General features: G+C 68.3%; 16 protein-coding genes. 6 read left to right on the forward strand and 10 right to left on the reverse strand.

Features of this window, described 5'->3' with window-relative positions:
• Positions 1–87 precede the first annotated feature (87 nt).
• A complete protein-coding gene (locus OV287_RS15865; protein ID WP_267534863.1) occupies positions 88–1,152 on the reverse strand; it encodes a hypothetical protein in 1,065 nt (354 codons plus the stop codon).
• A gap of 8 nt (positions 1,153–1,160) precedes the next feature.
• Positions 1,161–1,922 carry an MBL fold metallo-hydrolase gene (locus OV287_RS15870; protein ID WP_267542350.1) on the reverse strand — a complete coding sequence of 254 codons (762 nt, stop codon included), beginning with the start codon at positions 1,920–1,922 and terminating at the stop codon, positions 1,161–1,163.
• 141 nt (positions 1,923–2,063) lie between these two features.
• On the opposite strand from OV287_RS15870, the gene OV287_RS15875 reads away from it, so the two are divergent.
• The 4 genes from OV287_RS15875 to OV287_RS15890 all read left to right on the forward strand — a co-directional run bounded on the left by OV287_RS15875 (position 2,064) and on the right by OV287_RS15890 (position 5,517).
• Complete coding sequence (locus tag OV287_RS15875) at positions 2,064–2,417, forward strand: YbaN family protein (protein ID WP_267534864.1); 354 nt, start codon at positions 2,064–2,066, stop codon at positions 2,415–2,417.
• Positions 2,418–2,495: 78 nt separating this feature from the next.
• Positions 2,496–3,014, forward strand: a complete 519-nt coding sequence (locus tag OV287_RS15880; protein ID WP_267534865.1) for an RNA polymerase sigma factor — start codon at positions 2,496–2,498, stop codon at positions 3,012–3,014.
• Entirely contained in the window at positions 3,011–3,700 is a 690-nt protein-coding gene (locus OV287_RS15885) for a hypothetical protein (RefSeq protein ID WP_267534866.1), read from the forward strand. The genes OV287_RS15880 and OV287_RS15885 overlap by 4 nt, the downstream gene beginning before the upstream one ends.
• Positions 3,697–5,517 (forward strand): caspase family protein, encoded by a 1,821-nt coding sequence (locus OV287_RS15890; RefSeq protein ID WP_267534867.1) that lies wholly within the window; start codon positions 3,697–3,699, stop codon positions 5,515–5,517. Before OV287_RS15885 ends, OV287_RS15890 begins: the two co-directional genes overlap by 4 nt.
• A gap of 9 nt (positions 5,518–5,526) precedes the next feature.
• Here OV287_RS15890 and OV287_RS15895 read toward each other — a convergent pair whose 3' ends face one another.
• Together OV287_RS15895 and OV287_RS15900 are read right to left on the reverse strand one after the other, a co-directional pair.
• Positions 5,527–6,405 carry an alpha/beta hydrolase gene (locus tag OV287_RS15895; protein ID WP_267534868.1) on the reverse strand — a complete coding sequence of 293 codons (879 nt, stop codon included), beginning with the start codon at positions 6,403–6,405 and terminating at the stop codon, positions 5,527–5,529.
• A 57-nt stretch (positions 6,406–6,462) separates the two neighbouring features.
• Positions 6,463–7,311, reverse strand: a complete 849-nt coding sequence (locus OV287_RS15900) for a methyltransferase domain-containing protein (protein WP_267534869.1) — start codon at positions 7,309–7,311, stop codon at positions 6,463–6,465.
• A gap of 87 nt (positions 7,312–7,398) precedes the next feature.
• Between OV287_RS15900 and OV287_RS15905 the strand changes: the two genes are divergently transcribed.
• Complete coding sequence (locus OV287_RS15905; RefSeq protein ID WP_267534870.1) at positions 7,399–8,292, forward strand: alpha-ketoglutarate-dependent dioxygenase AlkB; 894 nt, start codon at positions 7,399–7,401, stop codon at positions 8,290–8,292.
• Here the strand turns inward: OV287_RS15905 and OV287_RS15910 are convergent.
• Entirely contained in the window at positions 8,277–9,575 is a 1,299-nt protein-coding gene (locus tag OV287_RS15910) for an AAA family ATPase (protein ID WP_267534871.1), read from the reverse strand. The genes OV287_RS15905 and OV287_RS15910 overlap by 16 nt on opposite strands.
• A gap of 190 nt (positions 9,576–9,765) precedes the next feature.
• On the opposite strand from OV287_RS15910, the gene OV287_RS15915 reads away from it, so the two are divergent.
• Positions 9,766–11,985: a M4 family metallopeptidase gene (locus OV287_RS15915; RefSeq protein ID WP_267534872.1), complete on the forward strand. Its 2,220-nt coding sequence runs from the start codon at positions 9,766–9,768 to the stop codon at positions 11,983–11,985.
• Positions 11,986–12,050: 65 nt separating this feature from the next.
• Here OV287_RS15915 and OV287_RS15920 read toward each other — a convergent pair whose 3' ends face one another.
• From OV287_RS15920 to OV287_RS15940, 5 genes are all read right to left on the reverse strand, one after another.
• The gene (locus OV287_RS15920; protein ID WP_267534873.1) at positions 12,051–13,031 is read right to left on the reverse strand and encodes a hypothetical protein; all 981 of its coding nucleotides are present in this window, start codon (positions 13,029–13,031) and stop codon (positions 12,051–12,053) included.
• 81 nt (positions 13,032–13,112) lie between these two features.
• Positions 13,113–13,880 carry a thioesterase II family protein gene (locus OV287_RS15925; RefSeq protein WP_267534874.1) on the reverse strand — a complete coding sequence of 256 codons (768 nt, stop codon included), beginning with the start codon at positions 13,878–13,880 and terminating at the stop codon, positions 13,113–13,115.
• Between the two features lie 131 nt (positions 13,881–14,011).
• A complete protein-coding gene (locus OV287_RS15930) occupies positions 14,012–14,281 on the reverse strand; it encodes a hypothetical protein (protein ID WP_267534875.1) in 270 nt (89 codons plus the stop codon).
• Between the two features lie 67 nt (positions 14,282–14,348).
• The gene (locus OV287_RS15935) at positions 14,349–15,404 is read right to left on the reverse strand and encodes a suppressor of fused domain protein (RefSeq protein WP_267534876.1); all 1,056 of its coding nucleotides are present in this window, start codon (positions 15,402–15,404) and stop codon (positions 14,349–14,351) included.
• Positions 15,401–16,264, reverse strand: a complete 864-nt coding sequence (locus tag OV287_RS15940) for a class I SAM-dependent methyltransferase (RefSeq protein ID WP_267534877.1) — start codon at positions 16,262–16,264, stop codon at positions 15,401–15,403. Before OV287_RS15940 ends, OV287_RS15935 begins: the two co-directional genes overlap by 4 nt.
• Positions 16,265–16,301: the final 37 nt, after the last annotated feature.

Consider the following 16,301-nt stretch of genomic DNA (forward strand, 5'->3'; position numbering starts at 1 on the left):
ATGCGAGCCTCACCGAGCGGAGACACGCAGGGGACTACCCTCACCCCCCGCCCTCTCCCAGAGGGAGAGGGAGCATGCGTAACCCGGTTACTTCGGCCAGAACGTCACCGCTCGTGCGCTCTCGGAACTCCAGAGGAGCTTCTTCCCCCGGTACATGCGCGGGTGCCCACCAGAGTCCGCGAGCGAGATGAGCAGGAATTGCCCTCGGGCCTGGATGCTGACCAGATCATTCTCTCGGTAGGTGTGACCGGGGAGCGCCACGGCCTTCCCCTTGTCCACCCTCCGGAGCAGGCCGGTCGCCAGCAACTCCTCGCCAAAAGGTGTTCCCCAGACCGCCAACGTGTAACCGCCTCGCTCCAGCGCGGCCCACTCGCCGTCCGGCTGCTCGGGGGTGAGCGCATACAGTTGGTCCAGCAGCACGTCGTCTTCGATTTCCTTGGGCGTGAAGCGTGGATCCAACACACGGCTCGACCGTTCGCCGAGCTCCTTGCGGATTGGCAGGACGCCCGTACCGGAGGACTCGTCGCTCGCCTTCACCTCCAGTCGCGTCCACGCTCCTTCCCGCCAGACGAAGGCGTGGGCCAGCAACGGGCGCCTCGTGGTTCCATCGAGGCCGAATCGGATCTTGTTCCCATCCACTTCCGCCGCGCCCGCCCGCTCCTGCTCCGGGGTGGGCTTTTGAACGGTGAGCCCGAGCAGCCGGCCCTTGGCATCGAAGCCGAACTCGATGAGCTCGCCTGAGCCGGGCAGCGGAAGCTCCTCGGCACCGCCCGTTGCCAGGTCCACGAGGAACAGGCGGTCGCGGAACGCGGGGGAGGGGAACTTCTCTGGGAACGTGGGCTTGCCCACCACGGGTTGGCTGACACCGCCACGCCAGAATCGCGCCGCGCCGTGCTTGCCATCGCGGCTCAGTGCGGTGCTCGCCCCCTGGCAGTCCACCGCGAGTTTCGCGATGACCCGGCGCGCCGAGGTGAGGGCGTCAACCTGAGCCCACTCGCAGCCGTCACCGGCGGGTTCGAGCAGCGAGAGGGTGGCATCGGTCACTTTGGGCGCGGGTGCCGCCTTGTTCGTTGGAGTAGGGCGTTCCTCCTGTGCGTGTGCCACGGGCACGAGCAGGAGCGAGGCCATCACGAGGTGCTGGAGTGTCTTCACGTGGTCCCTCAGTTGGCCGCGAAGTCGCGGAGCGGCGCGTACCCGGAGAGCACTCCGGTATGCGAGAAGACGAGCTGCTTCACTTCCTCGGGCTTCAACCGTGCCGCCAGCGCCTTCAGAGATGCGCGGTTCTGGTCCAGGTTCTCGGAGACGGGCCACTTGGCGGTGACGAGCTTGCCGTCCTTCGTTGCGTCCGCGCTGTCTCCCAGAAAGAGAACGCCGTTGACCAGATAGGCGGCGCTGCCCTGGGTGTGGCCCGGGATGGAGAAGACTCGGACGGACAGGTCCCCCAACTGGAGCGTCTCTCCGTCCTTCAGTGCCCGGGTGACACGCACCTGCCGGTCGGTGGGCGCCAGGAACCGGAGGACGGGGGCGTCGCTGCGCTCCTTTCCCTCGGCGATGGGCACGTCCGCCTCGAGCACCATCACCTCGGCCTTCGGGAACAGGTGACAGCCAGAGATGTGGTCCGCGTGCCCGTGGGTGAGCAGAATGGCCTTCACCGCGTCGGGTCCGAGGCCGCGCCTCTTCAGCTCCGCCAGGATGGCCTTCCCCTTGGGGTCCGTGCCCGAGTCGATGAGCACCACCGCGCCATTCCCAGCGTCGAGCACGTTGACGCTGACGTAGCCGTCCTTCACCACCCGGGCGAAGCCCTCCAACTCACGCCCGTCGGGAATCTCGGAGTTGCCGGCGAACATCATCACGGCCAGCGCCACCACTCCCAGCACGGGAATCAGCAGGAGCAGACCGGCAATCTTCAACACGCGCTTCATCGTCACCTCGGGCGGCTCTTCGAGCCGGCCGAACAGTACCCCAGAGTGCTATAAAGCGCGGCGATGCCGGGCGAACCGTCTATGGAGCAGAGGCAGCCGAGTACCAGCGAGGCGGAGAGTTCCCGTTTCCGGTATGCCTTCATGGCACTCGGGTTCGTTTGTGTCGGCCTCGGGGTGCTCGGCGCGTTCCTGCCGCTGCTGCCGACGACTCCCTTCTTGCTCGTCGCGTTGTGGGCATTCTCGCGCAGCTCCCGCCGCTTCCACCACTGGCTGTATACGCACCCGCGCTTCGGGCCTCGGCTCCAGGAATGGCATGAGCACGGCGCCGTGCCGGTGAAGGTGAAGGTGAGCGCCATCTCCGCGATGGTCGTCAGCTTCAGCTTCCTGGCCTTCGTCGCGCGGGTGCGGTGGCCCGTGCTCGCGGCGGCCGGGGCGCTCATGCTCGTTGGCGCCACCTACGTGCTCAGCCGCCCGAGCCGGCCCCCCGGTCCGTGAGACCGTGTCCGCTTTTTTCGGGGCATTTCGTTGTACGGGTGAATGCTCCAGGAAACCTCATGCCTCCTTTCTCCCACCATGAGCGCGCCACCTCGTGAAGGCGCGTCGGCCACGGTCACGGCCGCCTATCGCCAGTACTTCCCCCTGGTCCAGTCCAAGTGCGCCCGGGCCCTCGGTGACGCGGCGGAGGCGGAGGAGGTGGCCCAGGAGACCTTCATCCGCTTGTGGCGCTCCGGCATGGCCGGGAAGCCCTCGCGCGAAGTGGTGGCCTGGCTGTACCGGGTGAGCACGCGGCTGCTGATCGACAGGCTGCGGGTCCGCCAGCGCCGCCAGCCGGTGGAGATGTCCGCCGCGCTCCAGGACACCACCGCCCACCCCTCGCCCAGCATCGAGTCCGTGCTCCAGGTGCGCCAGCACCTCCAGTCGCTGGCCTCCAGCCTGCCCGCAGAGGAGCTCGAGGTGGCGCTGCTGCACCGGCTGGACGGCCTCACCCAGTCGGAGATCGGCGAAGTCACCAGCCTGTCGGATCGCACCGTGCGCCGCATCCTCACCCGCCTCGAGGAGCGGCTGGGGCCCTGGCGTGAGGAGGAACGATGAGCACCTCGCACCCTTCCTTCCTGGCGCTGGATCGCGCCGCCCTCGGGGACATGACGGAGGAGGTGAAGGCCCACCTGGCCTCCTGTCCTCGCTGTGCCGGGCATGTCGACGCCGTGGGACGGCCTCCGCCGGTTCCCTCCTGGGCCGTGGCGCTCGCCAACGAGACGCCCCGCCCAACCTCGTTCCTGGCTCGCCTGGCTCCCTGGGGCGTGGCGGCGCTCGCCGCGAGTCTCGCGTTGGTGCTCTGGGTGCCTCGTGAAGCGGAGACGCCCCGGGCTCCCATGGTGGGCCTGCGCAGCAAGGGCAACCCGGCGGTGGCCCTCTACGTGAAGACCGGGGACACGGTGCGCCTGTGGGACGGCGAGTCTCCGGTGGCCGAGGGGGACCTGCTGCGTCTCAAGGTCATGCCCGAGGGCTTCACCCGGCTCACCGTGGCCGCGGCCGAGGGGGACTCCTGGCAGGTGCTCCACGAGGGCCCGGTGCCCGAGCGGGGTGAGACGCTCCTGCCCATGAGCTGGCGGGTGGAGCCCGGTGAGCAATCCGAGCGACTCCTCATCGTACTCAGCCACGCGCCCGTCCCCACCGAGTCCCTGGCCTCACTCCACGAGGAGCCCGCGCGCACCGAGTCGCTGTGGGTTCTCCCGCTCACCCTTTCCAAGCCCTCTTCGAAGCCCATTTCGCCATGAACGCACTTCTTGCCCTGACACTCGTTGCCCTCAGCGCCGCCCCGCTCGACACTGGCTCCCCGCACGTGCAGCGCCTGGCGGTGGTGGTGGGTGCCAACCGTGCCGCCCCGGGACGCGTGCCTCTGCGGTACGCGCATCGGGATGCGCACAACCTCGCCTCCGTCCTCGTCGAGGCCGGTCAGTTCTCCCGTGAGGACGTCGTCGTGCTGGAGGACCCTGAGCCCTCGCGTGTCCTCGCCGCGCTGGACTCCCGGCTGGAGCGGCTCGGGAAGGAGGGCCGTGAGGGTCTGCTGCTCTTCTACTACTCGGGCCACTCGGACGAGCAGGCGCTCTATCCCAACGGCCAGCCGCTGGAGCTGAAGGCGCTCCGGACTCGGCTGGAGGATGGGCGGGCCGCGGTGCGCGTGGGCATCCTCGATGCCTGCCAGGGAGGGAGCTGGACGCGGGCCAAGGGGCTCTCCGCGGCGGCCCCCTTCTCGGTGGAGGTGCCCCTGGGCCTGTCCAGTGAGGGCTCGGTGCTGCTCGCCTCCAGCACGGGACAGGAGGCCTCGCACGAGACGGATGCGCTCCAGGGCTCCTTCTTCACCCACCACCTGGTGGCGGGCCTGCGCGGCGCGGCGGATGAGGGAGACGACGGACAGGTGACGGTGGGCGAGGCCTTCGCCTATGCCCAGCGCCTCACCATCCGCGACACCTCGCTGCACGGCGAGGCGGTGCAGCACCCCAGCTTCGACCTGCGCCTGCGCGGGCGGCAGGACCTGCCCCTCACCCGGCTGGCCAGCGCCAGCAGTACGCTCGAGGTGCGGCAGGAGTTGGGTCCGCTGCAGGTCATCCAGCTCCACTCGGGACTGGTGGTGTTGGAGGTGCCCGAAGGGCGGCGTGCACTGCGCATGGCCCTGCCCGTGGGGCCCTACCTGGTGCGCCGCAGGACGCCGGAGGGGACGTTCGCCCGGGAGCTCCAGGTGGAAGCCGGCAAGACGGTGACGGTGCACGAGGAGAACCTGGAGTTGGTGGGAGCCCCGGGGCTCGCCGCCAAGCGCTACTCCCGGCCGCTGGCCGCCACCCTCACCACCCTCCCGGCGGGCACCCACGCGGTGAGCCTGACGGCGGCGGTGGGCTACAACGAGCAGCAGGTGGGCCCGGAGCCGGGTGTGACTTCCAGTCCACCGCACCTGACGCTCGGCTATCGCGTGGGTTTGACGGATCGGCTGGAGCTGACCGTGGGGGGCTTGCCCTCGGTGAAGCTCAACAGCCTGCAGCGTGTGTCCGTGGGTATTCCCACGCCGACGCTCTCCTACCGCCTCGGGGAGGCCGGCCGGTCCGAGTGGGTGCCCTACCTGAGGGGGTCGCTCTCCCCCGAGATCGGCGCCTTCTCGTTGAATGCGGGCCTGCGGACGCGGTGGTGGTTGTCGGACTCCAGCAGCGTGCATGGGGTGGTATCGGTCGCCCAGACCTTCTTGACCTCCAAGGTCCTCGCGCCCGATGGGACCCTGGTGGACCTCTGGTTCTACCCGTCGCCTTCGGCGGGAGCCGCGTACTCCGTGACGCTGGGCGAGGTGGTGACCCTGTCCCTCGGCCTTATGGCCACGGTCAAGATCGATAATTACGCCGAGCTCGGCGCGGATGGCACCTACTACGGGTCGAGGATCGGCGCCAACGTGGGGCTGAGCATCGGAGGTGGCTATGGCTCCTTGTTCCCGCTCCTGTCCGTCCACCTCAACGATGTCTGGTCGCTCACGGGTGACGCCTCCGTGTACTTTGCGGCGAAAGATGTCATGTCGACCCGCTTCAGTGCCGGCGTGCTCGCCACGTTCTGAGCCTCCGGGTCAGGCGGTGCTCCGGGTGTCCCATGACGGGGCTCTCACTGGCACATGCGAGAGCAGGAACTCCTCCACCTGCTGGAGCACCTGCTCGTAGCCCGGGTCGTTGTGGGGCTCGTGGTAGCCCCCGGGGACCAGGTGCAGCTTCTTGTCGGGGAAGCTCACCGACTCGAAGAACTGGCGGCTCCCCGCGGCGGTGTTGATGCGATCCTCCTCGCCATGGAGCAGCAGCAGCGGGAGGCGCAGCTCCGCGGCATGGTCCTTGACCCACACGTTGGCCTCGATGGCCTCCACGGCCCAGCGTGCCGAGGCCTTGCGGTGGACGAGCGGATCCTTCAGGTAGTGGGAGACCACCGCCGGGTCCCTGCACAGCGCCTCGGGCTCCAGCGGCACTTCCAGCGCGAAGACCGGCCAGATGAGCGAGAGGACGCGCGCGGACAGCACCAGCAGCGGGGTCGCCACGCCCACGGACTCGAAGGGGGGGCCGCTGATGATCGTCCCGCTCAGGCCCTCCGGGTGGCGCAGCACGTAGTCCAGGGTGATGAGTCCGCCCATGCTGTGGCCGTAGGCGAAGAGGGGACGGCCGGGCTCCCGCGCAGAGACCTTCGCCAGGAATGCCCTCACGTCCTCCCGGTACTCCGACCACGACAGCAGGTGCCCTCGCTGGCCCGGGGAGCGCCCATGCCCCCTCAGGTCGAGCGCATAGACTGCATGGCCTCGGGCGGTGAGGTAGTTGACCAGGTTCCTGAACCGGCCACTGTGCTCGCCAATGCCATGGATGATGGCCACCACCGCGCGTGGCTCCTGTGGGGGCCGCCACGCCTGGTAGTAGAGCCTCAGTCCCCCCGCGCTCTCGACGGTCTCTTCCACGTGCTGCATCACCATGGGTGGCAATCCTAGGCGAATGCGATGGGTGGGGTAGCAGCAGCCGGCCGTATGCGCTCAGACCGCGGGTTTGATGCCGCGAATCACCAGTCCCGCCATGGCGCCGTAGAAGCTGCCGTTCTGGTCTCCCTGCTTCATGAACTCGACCCACGTGTCCACCTCGGCCTGGGTCGCCACGCCCTGGCGGATGGCCTTCTCCAGCACCGGGTAGATGCCGAAGGTCTCCAGCATGCCCAGGTTCCAGGTGCCGACGACCGGGACGACCGCCAGTTCGCTCACCCCCAGTGAGCGGAACAGGGCCGGAATCCGCCGGCCGATCCACGGATTGCGGAGCTGATCGGCCCAGAAGTGCACCAGCTTGCGGACCACGGCCGGCTCCGGCCCGTCCAGCACCCAGCTATCCAGCTCCGGCTCGAAGAGCACCACCGCTCCGCCCGGCCGAGTGAGCCGCAACAGCTCGGCGAGCGCCTCGCGGGGCTCGTCCAGGTAGATGAAGACGCGAGAGGCGCGGCAACCGTCGAAGCTCCCCGAGGGCAGGTCCAGCCGGTGGATGTCCCCCTGCCGGTATTCCACGGGCAGTCCCGTCCCCTCCGTCCTCAGGCGGGCCTCGGCCACCATGTTCGCGCTCAGGTCGATGCCCATCACCCGGCCCGTCCTGCCCACCAGGGCGCCCAGCTCCCGGGTCACCTCGCCCACTCCGCAGCCGGCGTCCAGGATGCGAGCCCCCTCCGTCGCCCCCAACAAGCGGTGGGTGAGGCTCTGCATCTCCTGGACCTGCTGAGTGGTGTTCAGGGCGTCCAGGAATCGCACCGCGCTGCCGGAGGCCACGTTCCGGTCGATGTCGCGGAACTCCAAGGCAAGGTTCGAGCTGTCTCCCATGTCATGGAGTATTGCGGAGGCGCGCATGCACTGGATCCTTCCCTTCACTCCCAGTGTTCTCCATGCGGCATGTATCGCTTCACGGACATGACGGTGTGGTAGTGGGGAACTCCCATGGCGCCTCCTCCCCGTTACGGTCGTTCGTTGGCTCACAAGGCCCGCCAGCGCACCCCGGGCCATCACTACAACGCGAGTTTTCTGTCGGCGGCGGATCGCGCGGAGATCCTCTCCTGGCTCGGCGCTCTCCACCCCCTGTGGGAGGAGCGTTACTCCAAGCACTTCCCGCCTCCGCCGGGGCAGGAGCAGCGCAGACTGCTGCGGCCGGTGTACTGGCTGGGCAACTGGCAGTTCGCATGTCTCGACTACTACCGGCCGCCCAAGGGCGTGAAGGACCGCTGCGTGAAGGCCGAGCCCTTTCCGGCGGTGCTCCAGCGCCAGGTGGACAAGGTGGAGGCGCTGGCGCGCCGGATGTTCCGGGGCCCGGACATGCCTACCGGCTGGCACCTCAACACGTGCCTGGTGAACTTCTACGGCAGCCGCCTCGAGGACGGGCGTTGGGTGGACACCGCGCGGGTGGGCGAGCACAAGGACTTCGAGCCAGGGCCCGTGGCCTCGCTGTCCTTTGGCGAGCGCGCGCTCATCCAGTTCGTCACCTCCACCCGCCCGGGTGAGCGCGACGAGGTGGTGCTCGAGCAGTGGCTCGACGATGGCGCGCTCCAGCTCTTCGGAGGGGCACGCTGGAAGGACCAGACCTTCCACCGGGTGCAGCGGGTGGACACGCGCGCCGGCCACCTGCTCGCGCCCGAGATGCCGGACTTCAAGACCCGGCGCATCAACCTCACCTTCCGCTACGTGCCGGACGCGCACGTGACGCCCTACGCGCTGCTGTCACCCGAGGCCCGTGAGGACGTGCGGCCCTACATGGAGACGCTCGCCGAGCACAGCGCCTTCTTCCGGGCGGAGCTCGCGCGGGAGCAGAAGACGCGCGAGCCTCACCACAACCCGTGAGTCCGCAGCAGTGTCGCGAGCGGGGTGTCTCCTCGCTGGTACACGCTGAAGAGCTTCTCGGCCGTCTCCGGCGTCGGGTTGGCGCAGACCTTCCACTCCCGGCCGTCGCGGAGCTCCGTCCCACAGTGGATGAGTGAGGCGCGGACCTCGTCGGCGGAGCCGAGCGGAACGTGCTCGAAGAGGAGCGGGTTCTGGCTGGTGAGGAAGGACTGCCGGCGGCCCAGTTCCCTCATGCAGGCTTCGACGTGGCGGGGGTGCAGGCTGTTGGCCAGCTCGTCGGCGATGACGAAGTCCTCGTTGACGTCCAGGTAGTACAGGAAGGACAGCAGCCGCTTCTGCCCATGGCCCAGGTGCGCCTGCGTCAGCACCGAGCCATCGCGCCGGGTGAAGTGGAAGCCGAAGCGGCCGAACTCCAGGCGCCCGCCGCCCTCGTAGCTACGCTTGTCCAGCAGCTCCGCCCGGAAGAGTCCCGAGGTGAACCCGGCCAGGGTGACGAACTTCGCCAGGAAGCTCCGCTCCACCTCGTCGTGGCGGATGTCGAGGAAGCCGCCCGGCCTGGGCATCTCGCGCTCCACCCGCTCGCGCAACAGCCCGGGCATCCACGTGGGCAGCCACATCAGCCCGAGGGGGAAGACCTCCTCGCCCCGCATCTCCATTCCGTACTGGGTGTTGCCAATCTGCTGGAACGTCCCGAGCGCCTCGTCGAACCGCGCGGGGGCGAGCAGGAAGGTGCGGCGCAACAGCTCCTTGAGCGGCTCGCGGACCTCGGGCTCCAGGCGCTGGGCCGTCATGAAGAGCACCACCCAGACGGTCCGGTCCAACAGCGACCAATACATGTTCTGTGAGTAGGCGGGTTGCCCGTCCACTTCCCAGGACACGCCGGTGGCATCGGCGCGCATCACCAGCCGGGGGGCGGATGCATCCAGCTCGAGCACCAGCTCCATGAAGGGCTCGAGCTCCGCGGCGGCTTCCGGGGGACGCGGCGGCAGGAGCGCCGAGACCTCGCGCGAGCTGTCCACCGGCCGGGAGGTGCCTGAGGGCCTCGCGTTCCGTACGGAGATATGGAGGTCCATTCCGGGGAAGGCGAGGGAGTACTCCAGCGAGAACTCCTCGCGGATGAGCCCGGAGAAGTCCGCGGCGAGCACGCGGGAGAGCAGCTCCAGCAGCGTTGTCCTGCCGGTGCCGTTCTCTCCGAGCACCAGGTTGAGCGCAGGACTGAACACGAGCTCGGTGCCGGGCGCGAGGTCCCGGTACCCATGGATGTGGAGCTTCGTGAGCTTCATGGCGGTGCCAGAGGCCTCTCTTTTCTCAGAAAAACCGCGCACCGTGCCATTTCAGAGATGAACAACCAAGAGGCAACTCGTCCGGGTTTACACACCGCAATCAGAAAAATTCCTGAAAATCATCATAAAGCCTTGAAGTGCAAGCAACAGGTATGTCAAGAAAGCTCCCTCTTCTTCAGAGGAGTGCTTCGTGAGCAAACGGTACTTGAGGACAGTCTGTGCGGTGTGGCTGGGCGCGAGCCTGGCCGCGTGCGGTTCGATGCAGGAGGGTGAGGCGCCCGTGCAGGCGGGTGATGACGCCGACATCCAGACCGCACTGGCCCGCATCAAGGGCGCCCAGGTGCTGGGCAGCGACGACGGCGTGCCCTACTCGGTGCGCGGCCAGTTTGGCCGTGCGTCCCAGTCGCAGGGCGTACTGCGCTCGGCACAGCCGGACGTGCGTGAGGCGCTGAGCCTCATGGCCCCGGTGTTCCGGCTCGACGAGAAGGACCTGGTGTTCCGGCGCGGCACCGTGGACGCGAAGGGCCACCAGCACCTGCGCTTCCAGCAGACGAAGAACGGGCTGAAGGTGGTGGGCGGCGAGCTCGTCGTGCACGTGGACGAGTCGGGCAATGTCTACGCGGCCAACGGCTCGGCCCGGGATGGCTCGAGCGTGTCCGCCAACGCGAAGGTGGCCCCCGAGGCCGCGCTCAAGGCCGCCGTGGAGGGCTCCAGCGCGCGCGGTGCCGCCTCCCAGGGCGAGGCGAAGCTGGTCTACCTGCGCTCCGAGGGCAGCAACGAGCCGCGGCTGGCCTACGAGGTGCGCGTGAAGGGCGAGCGTGACGGCATCCCCGCCGATGACCTCGTCTACGTGGACGCGCAGCGCGGTGGCCTGCTGCTGGTCAACCCGCAGATCCACTCGGCCATCAACCGCAAGGTGTACTCGGCCAACAACGGCTCGAGCACGCCGGGTACGCTCAAGCGCAGCGAGGGCCAGGCGGCCATCGGCGACGCCCATGTCGACATCAACTACGACATGCTGGGCGCCACCTATAACTGCTACCAGACGCTCTTCGGCCGCGACTCGTACGACAACGCGGGCGCCACGCTCATCAGCACCGTCCACTACGGCTCCAACTACGTCAACGCCTACTGGGACGGCACCCAGATGGTGTATGGCGATGGCAACGGTGTGGACTCCATCGAGCTGGGCAAGGACCTGGACGTCACCGTCCACGAGCTGACCCACGCCGTGACGGACACCGAGTCGGACCTCATCTACTCGGGTGAGTCTGGCGGCCTCAACGAGTCCATGTCCGACATCTTCGCCGGCGTGTGCGAGAGCTGGACGCGCAGCTGGGCCGTGGACGCGGACGTGTTCATGATCGGCGAGGACATCTGGACGCCGGGCGTTGCGAACGACGCGCTCCGCTACATGGATGACCCGGCCAAGGACGACGTCTCGCTGGACTTCTACGGCGACTACTCCTCGGGCGTGGACGTGCACTACAGCTCGGGCATCAGCAACCTGGTGTTCTCGCTGCTGAGCAAGGGCGGTACGCACCCGCGCGGCAAGTCGGCCAACGTGGTTCCGGCCATCGGCCCGGAGAAGGCCGGCCGCATCTTCTACAAGGCCAACACGGACCTCTTCACCGCCAGCACCACCTTCGAGCAGGCCAAGACGTACACCATCCAGGCCGCCGATGCGCTCTACGGCGCGGGCTCGGCCGAGTCCCTGGCCGTGAACGAGGCCTGGAAGGCCGTGGGTGTGCCGCCTCCGCCGCCGGTGGTCAACCCGCTGTCCAACGGCGTGCCGATCTCCGGCCTCTCCGGCAGCTCCGGCAACAAGAAGTACTACGCGCTCGAGGTGCCCGCGGGCCAGACGAGCCTGGCCTTCAACATCAGCGGCGGCACGGGTGACGCGGACCTGTACGTTCGCTACGGCGCCGTCCCCAGCTCCAGCACCTACGACTGCCGTCCGTACGCGAGCGGCAACTCGGAGAACTGCCCCTTCACCAGCCCGCAGGCTGGCACCTGGTACGTGATGCTCAACGCCTACTCGGCCTACTCCGGCGTCACCCTCACGGGTACGTACGGCGGCGGTGGCGGTGGCGGCACGGGCACGCCGGTGACCACGACGGTCACCGACAGCGTGGGCAAGAACGTGAGCGACAACTTCGGCCCGTACAACGTGGTGGCTGGCACCACCTTCTCGGTGACCATGACGGGCACGCGCAACCCCGACCTGTACGTGCGCTTCGGCTCGGCGCCCACCACCTCGCTCTACGACTGCCGCTCGAACACGTCCGGCGCCTCCGAGACGTGCTCGCTGACTGTGCCGGCGGGCCAGAGCAACGCGTACATCATGGTCCGTGGCGCCGGCTCGGGTAACGCCAGCTACACCCTGACCATCAACTACACCCGGCCGTAGTTCTGGCGGGCGGTAGGGATTGAACGGCGGGCGGCTCTCCACGCGGGGGCCGCCCGTCGTGCTTTTCAGGGGACGCGGCGCACGTTGCCGGGCAACTGGCGCAGCAGGTTCAACAGCCGGAGCGACGAGTGGACGCTGCCCTGGACCTCCCAGGGGTCCACCTTGTCTCCGCCATTGGTGAACTGGGGTGAGAGCACGAAGACGCGCACCCGGGCGCGCTCCATCATCCCGTGGAAGCGCGCGTCACGTATCAGGCCCCCGCTCAGCCGCAGCTGCGGCGCGGGCTGGAAGTAGTCCAGGTCCAACGACACCCAATCCGACTGGAGGACCTCGGGCCGCTCGAGCACCTGCCGCCAGTGCAGGGCCGAGGTGTCCACGAACCAGGGGACGAGCGTGGAGAAGCCCACGTCCCGGCCCGTCATCGTGGACGTCGGCTCGGCCTTGGCGGTGGTGAAGAAGATGGCCTCCTCGGTGAGGACGGGCGCCGAGTCCTCCGGCCGCTTCAGCCCCTCGAAGAGCTTCCACCAGGTGGCGGCCTGCGGCGGCACGCGCGCCTCCAGGAAGCTGTCCTTGCACCAGTCGGAGTGCCGGTCCGCGTGGAAGAGGGAGCGGGGCAACTCGCTCGTCGTCCGGTAGTGGTACAGCGCCACGTCGAGCATGTGGTGATCGCGCAGCACGTAGTCGGCCTGTCCGGTGCGGCCCCGCATGACCAGGACGTTGCCGCGCAGCACCGAGTCGATGTCGCGCAGGGTGAGCGCGTCGCGCCACGGAGACTCCTCGAAGGTGAGCTGCTGGCCCTCGTAGGGCTTCTCTCCCGCGTCTCCGACCACGTCCTCCGGGCCCTGCCACCGCTGCACCTTGCGCTCGAAGCGCTCCGCCTCACCGTCCACGAGGACCTCGCGGGCGATGTCCCGGATGTCACTGCGGAGGCCGGTACCGGGGATTGCAGGGGAGAAGCCGCCCGCCTGCCCGGAGCCCGCGGAGCGGAGCTGGAAGGCGTAATCCGCGTCGGTGGGCTTCTTCCACTCGGAATACCGGATGAGCACGTGCGAGTTCCTCGGAGGCCGCCTGCCTGGTGACCGGAGAGGCCCGGCGCGAGCGGGAGATGCCGGGAAACACGGCCGCCGTCACGGAAATTGCGGGGCGAGATCCTCGAGCAGGGCCTGGAAGAGCTTGCGTCGCTGGGTCGCGAGGAAGAAGTGGTTGCCCGGGAACATGCGCAGACGGAAGCCGGCGGTGGTCTGATGCCGCCACGCTTCCGCCTCCTCCCGGCTGACCTCGGGGTCCTGCAATGCGCCGAAGGAGGAGATGGGCACCTCCAGCGGCGGCTCGGGCGCGTAGTGGTAGCTCTCGGCGACGAGCGCATCCGAGCGCAGCGCGGGCAGCACCTCGGCGCGGACATCTTCACTGGCGAGCACCTCGCGGGGCGTGCCGAACCGGGCGGCGATCTCGTCCAGGAAGGCCGTGTCCGACAGGTGGCTGATGCGAGGCGCTGGCTGCTGCCGGAGGTGCAGCGCCGGGCAGGCCGAGAGGAAGAGGTGGACGGGCAGGGGGGCCTTGTTGCGACGCATCCAGCGCGTCAGCTCGAAGGCGGTGATGCCGCCGAAGCTGTGTCCAAAGAAGGCGAAGGGACGCTGCTTGATGAAGGGCAGCATCATGTTCGCCAGCTTGTCGAGCAGCTCGGGGAAGCGGGTGATGGGGGCCTCGGAGCGGCGGGTGGCGCGGCCGGGCAGCTCGATGGGGCACACCTCGATGGAGGCGGGCAACTGGGTGGTCCACAGCCGGAATGCCGACGCGTCACCCCCCGCGAAGTGAAAGCAGAACAGGCGCAGGCTCGCCTGGGGGCGCGGCTCGGGACAGGTAACCCATCGGCGGTAGACGGGGGGGACGTGCATGCAGGGATGTCCATGCTGCGAAGGGCGGGCGGGCCGCGTCAACCCCCTGGCAACGTCATGAGATAGATCTTTAAGAAAGTGAGAAAGGACCCAGAGTGCAAAGTCATTCCACTCGCGGCTGAGTCCGGCGCTCAATCCCAGGCGGAGAGCCGGTCGAAGTCCTCGGACGTATAGCGGATGCTGTCCAGCCCGTTGGTCAGCCAGGCGCCCTTCAAGCCGAAGCCCTCACGCATGTTGCGGTAGGCATGCACGTCCGTGAGGCTGGGGGCGAGCGCCCCGCCGATCTCATTCACCGAGTCCTCGGTGGTGTACATGCGGTCGCCCGGCTTCCGATCGAACATGAAAGGGTGGTTGTGCAGGTGCGCCACGGGCGCGAAGCCGTTGGCCGCGTCCGCTGTCACCCGGTTGCTCACCTCGTGCCGGAGCTGCCCGCCGACGCTGTCGCCTCCAGAATGGGGTGGAAGCCTATCAATCCACCGGGCGACGTTGCTGGTGGCACCAGCCAGCTCCCGCCGCGGTGAGCCGCTCGATCAGAACCTGGGAACCCTGGGCCATGGCGAGCTCCCTCTCGGCCTCAGTGATGGGCATCATCCAGAGCCGCCGCACGGGCTCTCCCCACGCATGCAACACCTCCATGCGTGGCGCTCCAGCGGGGGCTCCACAGAGGAGCATGGCCTCGAAGCCCGGCAGTGCGTCACAGGGCAGCGTATGTCCCTCTCCCAGGTACGTACCGAAGTACCAGGGATAGGTGGACTGGCCGGAGAGGTAGCGCATGAGGCGCTCACCCGCCGAGGCGAAGGTGGCCTCGTCCACCGCTAGCCCAAACTCGATGCGCCGCGGCTGTGACGCATCCTCGGACTCTCCGTCCACCCGCGGTTGGCAACGAAGGCCCATGCCCAGCGTCAACAGCGCCGTGGCCTTTCCGGTAGGCACCTTCAACAGCGCACGCGGTGGCCAGGCCCCTCCATCGATGGCGTAGTAGTTGGACACGCGCCCGAGCTGCCGCTCCACGAGGGTGACTCCCGCGTCCCGAAAACCGGACCAGGGATCGTTCTCCCAGGAGCGCCAATAGGCCTCCGCTGCGCGCACCCGCTCCAGGAGGCGGTTGGAGGGCAGGAGCGGCCAGCACAGGGGATTCTCCTCCGCGCAGTCGCGTGCATAGCCGGAGAAGCCACGCTCGCCCGACCATGTAGGGATGATGGCCAGCACCTCATCCCCTTCGAGCAGGGCCGCGCTGACACAGTCCTCGAACCACACCACGCGGAGCTGCGATGTGACAGGGCGGGGTGCTGCCTGGGAATGTTTGCAGTATCGCGCAGGGAGCATGGGAGCCACGCCCCGCTTCATGCCCTCCATGTCCAGGGTCGCCGGTGCTGGCTCCAGGTTCCGCACCCAGCAGGAGCGCATGCCGAAGTCCCGGTTCTTCGCGCCGGAGATGTAGAAGTAGATGCTCCGGCCGTCGTCCTCGGCACTGGCAACCAGCAGCTCATCTGGCGAGACGTGCTCCACGAGGATGTTTGTCATCCCTGCTTCTTCCTGGCGATGAAGAAGAGCTCGCGCCGCATCCGCAGCAGCTTGGCGCTCCTGGCCCAGGCCCACACCCCGCCGAAGCGCAGGGCCTCACCCACGCGCAGGAGGGGATTCTTCTTCGCGCGCGTCTCGTGGAAGACGGCCTTGGACTGTGCCAGCACCTCGAAGCCGCAGTTCCCCAGCAACTGCCGCAGGCTGTCGTCCGTGTAGTAGACGTAGTGCTGCTGCCCGAGGTCATCCGGGCGGAAGTAGCGGTAGCTCTTCCGCTGGTAGTCGCCCTTCCAGTAGTCGAGGTCCGGCACGGCCACCATCACCACGCCCCCGGGCCGGAGCACGCGCGTCACCTCCTGGAGCGCCTGCTTGGGCTGGGGCGTGTGCTCGAGCACGTGCTTCATCACCACGATGTCGAACTCACCGTCCTCGAAGGGCAGCTGCTCCAGGTTGGCCACCTTGGCCCGGTAGCCGCGCTCGTTGCACACACCGACGGCGTACTCGGAGATGTCGCACCCAGCGCTGTCGAGACCCAGCCGGCGGCCGGCCTCGATGACGTACCCGAAGGAGCAGCCGATATCGAGCAGGCTGCGGGCCTGGACGAACTGCAGGGGGCCCTGGAGGTGCCGCATGGCCTTGTGCACGCGGTGCTCGAAGCGCTTGTCCCGGCCCGACTTGCGGCCGTGGAAGTAGCTCTTCTCGTAGAACTCGGCGGGCCGGAGGTCGGGCTGCTCCGAGCGCTTGTAGACGACGCCACACGCGGTGCAGCGGCCGAACTCCAGCTCCGGGAAGGAGACATAGGAGGTGGCTTCTCGCACCTCGCACACGGGGCAGGAGGACCAGGTCAGTGCGTTGGTAGTCACGGATGTGGCGTATAGCAGCACCACCCCTTTGGCTACC

It is taken from the genome of Archangium lansingense, from assembly GCF_026626635.1.
GTDB classification, from domain to species: domain Bacteria; phylum Myxococcota; class Myxococcia; order Myxococcales; family Myxococcaceae; genus Archangium; species Archangium lansingense.

Excerpts from the sequence above, each read along its gene's own strand:
- OV287_RS15910 (WP_267534871.1), bottom strand. The coding sequence starts at position 9,575 with ATGAAGCTCACGAAGCTCCACATCCATGGGTACCGGGACCTCGCGCCC.
- OV287_RS15905 (WP_267534870.1), top strand. The coding sequence starts at position 7,399 with ATGGCGCCTCCTCCCCGTTACGGTCGTTCGTTGGCTCACAAGGCCCGC.
- OV287_RS15935 (WP_267534876.1), bottom strand. The coding sequence starts at position 15,404 with ATGACAAACATCCTCGTGGAGCACGTCTCGCCAGATGAGCTGCTGGTT.
- OV287_RS15890 (WP_267534867.1), top strand. The coding sequence starts at position 3,697 with ATGAACGCACTTCTTGCCCTGACACTCGTTGCCCTCAGCGCCGCCCCG.
- OV287_RS15895 (WP_267534868.1), bottom strand. The coding sequence starts at position 6,405 with ATGGTGATGCAGCACGTGGAAGAGACCGTCGAGAGCGCGGGGGGACTG.
- OV287_RS15870 (WP_267542350.1), bottom strand. The coding sequence starts at position 1,922 with ATGAAGCGCGTGTTGAAGATTGCCGGTCTGCTCCTGCTGATTCCCGTG.
- OV287_RS15875 (WP_267534864.1), top strand. The coding sequence starts at position 2,064 with ATGGCACTCGGGTTCGTTTGTGTCGGCCTCGGGGTGCTCGGCGCGTTC.
- OV287_RS15925 (WP_267534874.1), bottom strand. The coding sequence starts at position 13,880 with ATGCACGTCCCCCCCGTCTACCGCCGATGGGTTACCTGTCCCGAGCCG.
- OV287_RS15880 (WP_267534865.1), top strand. The coding sequence starts at position 2,496 with ATGAGCGCGCCACCTCGTGAAGGCGCGTCGGCCACGGTCACGGCCGCC.
- OV287_RS15900 (WP_267534869.1), bottom strand. The coding sequence starts at position 7,311 with ATGCGCGCCTCCGCAATACTCCATGACATGGGAGACAGCTCGAACCTT.
- OV287_RS15885 (WP_267534866.1), top strand. The coding sequence starts at position 3,011 with ATGAGCACCTCGCACCCTTCCTTCCTGGCGCTGGATCGCGCCGCCCTC.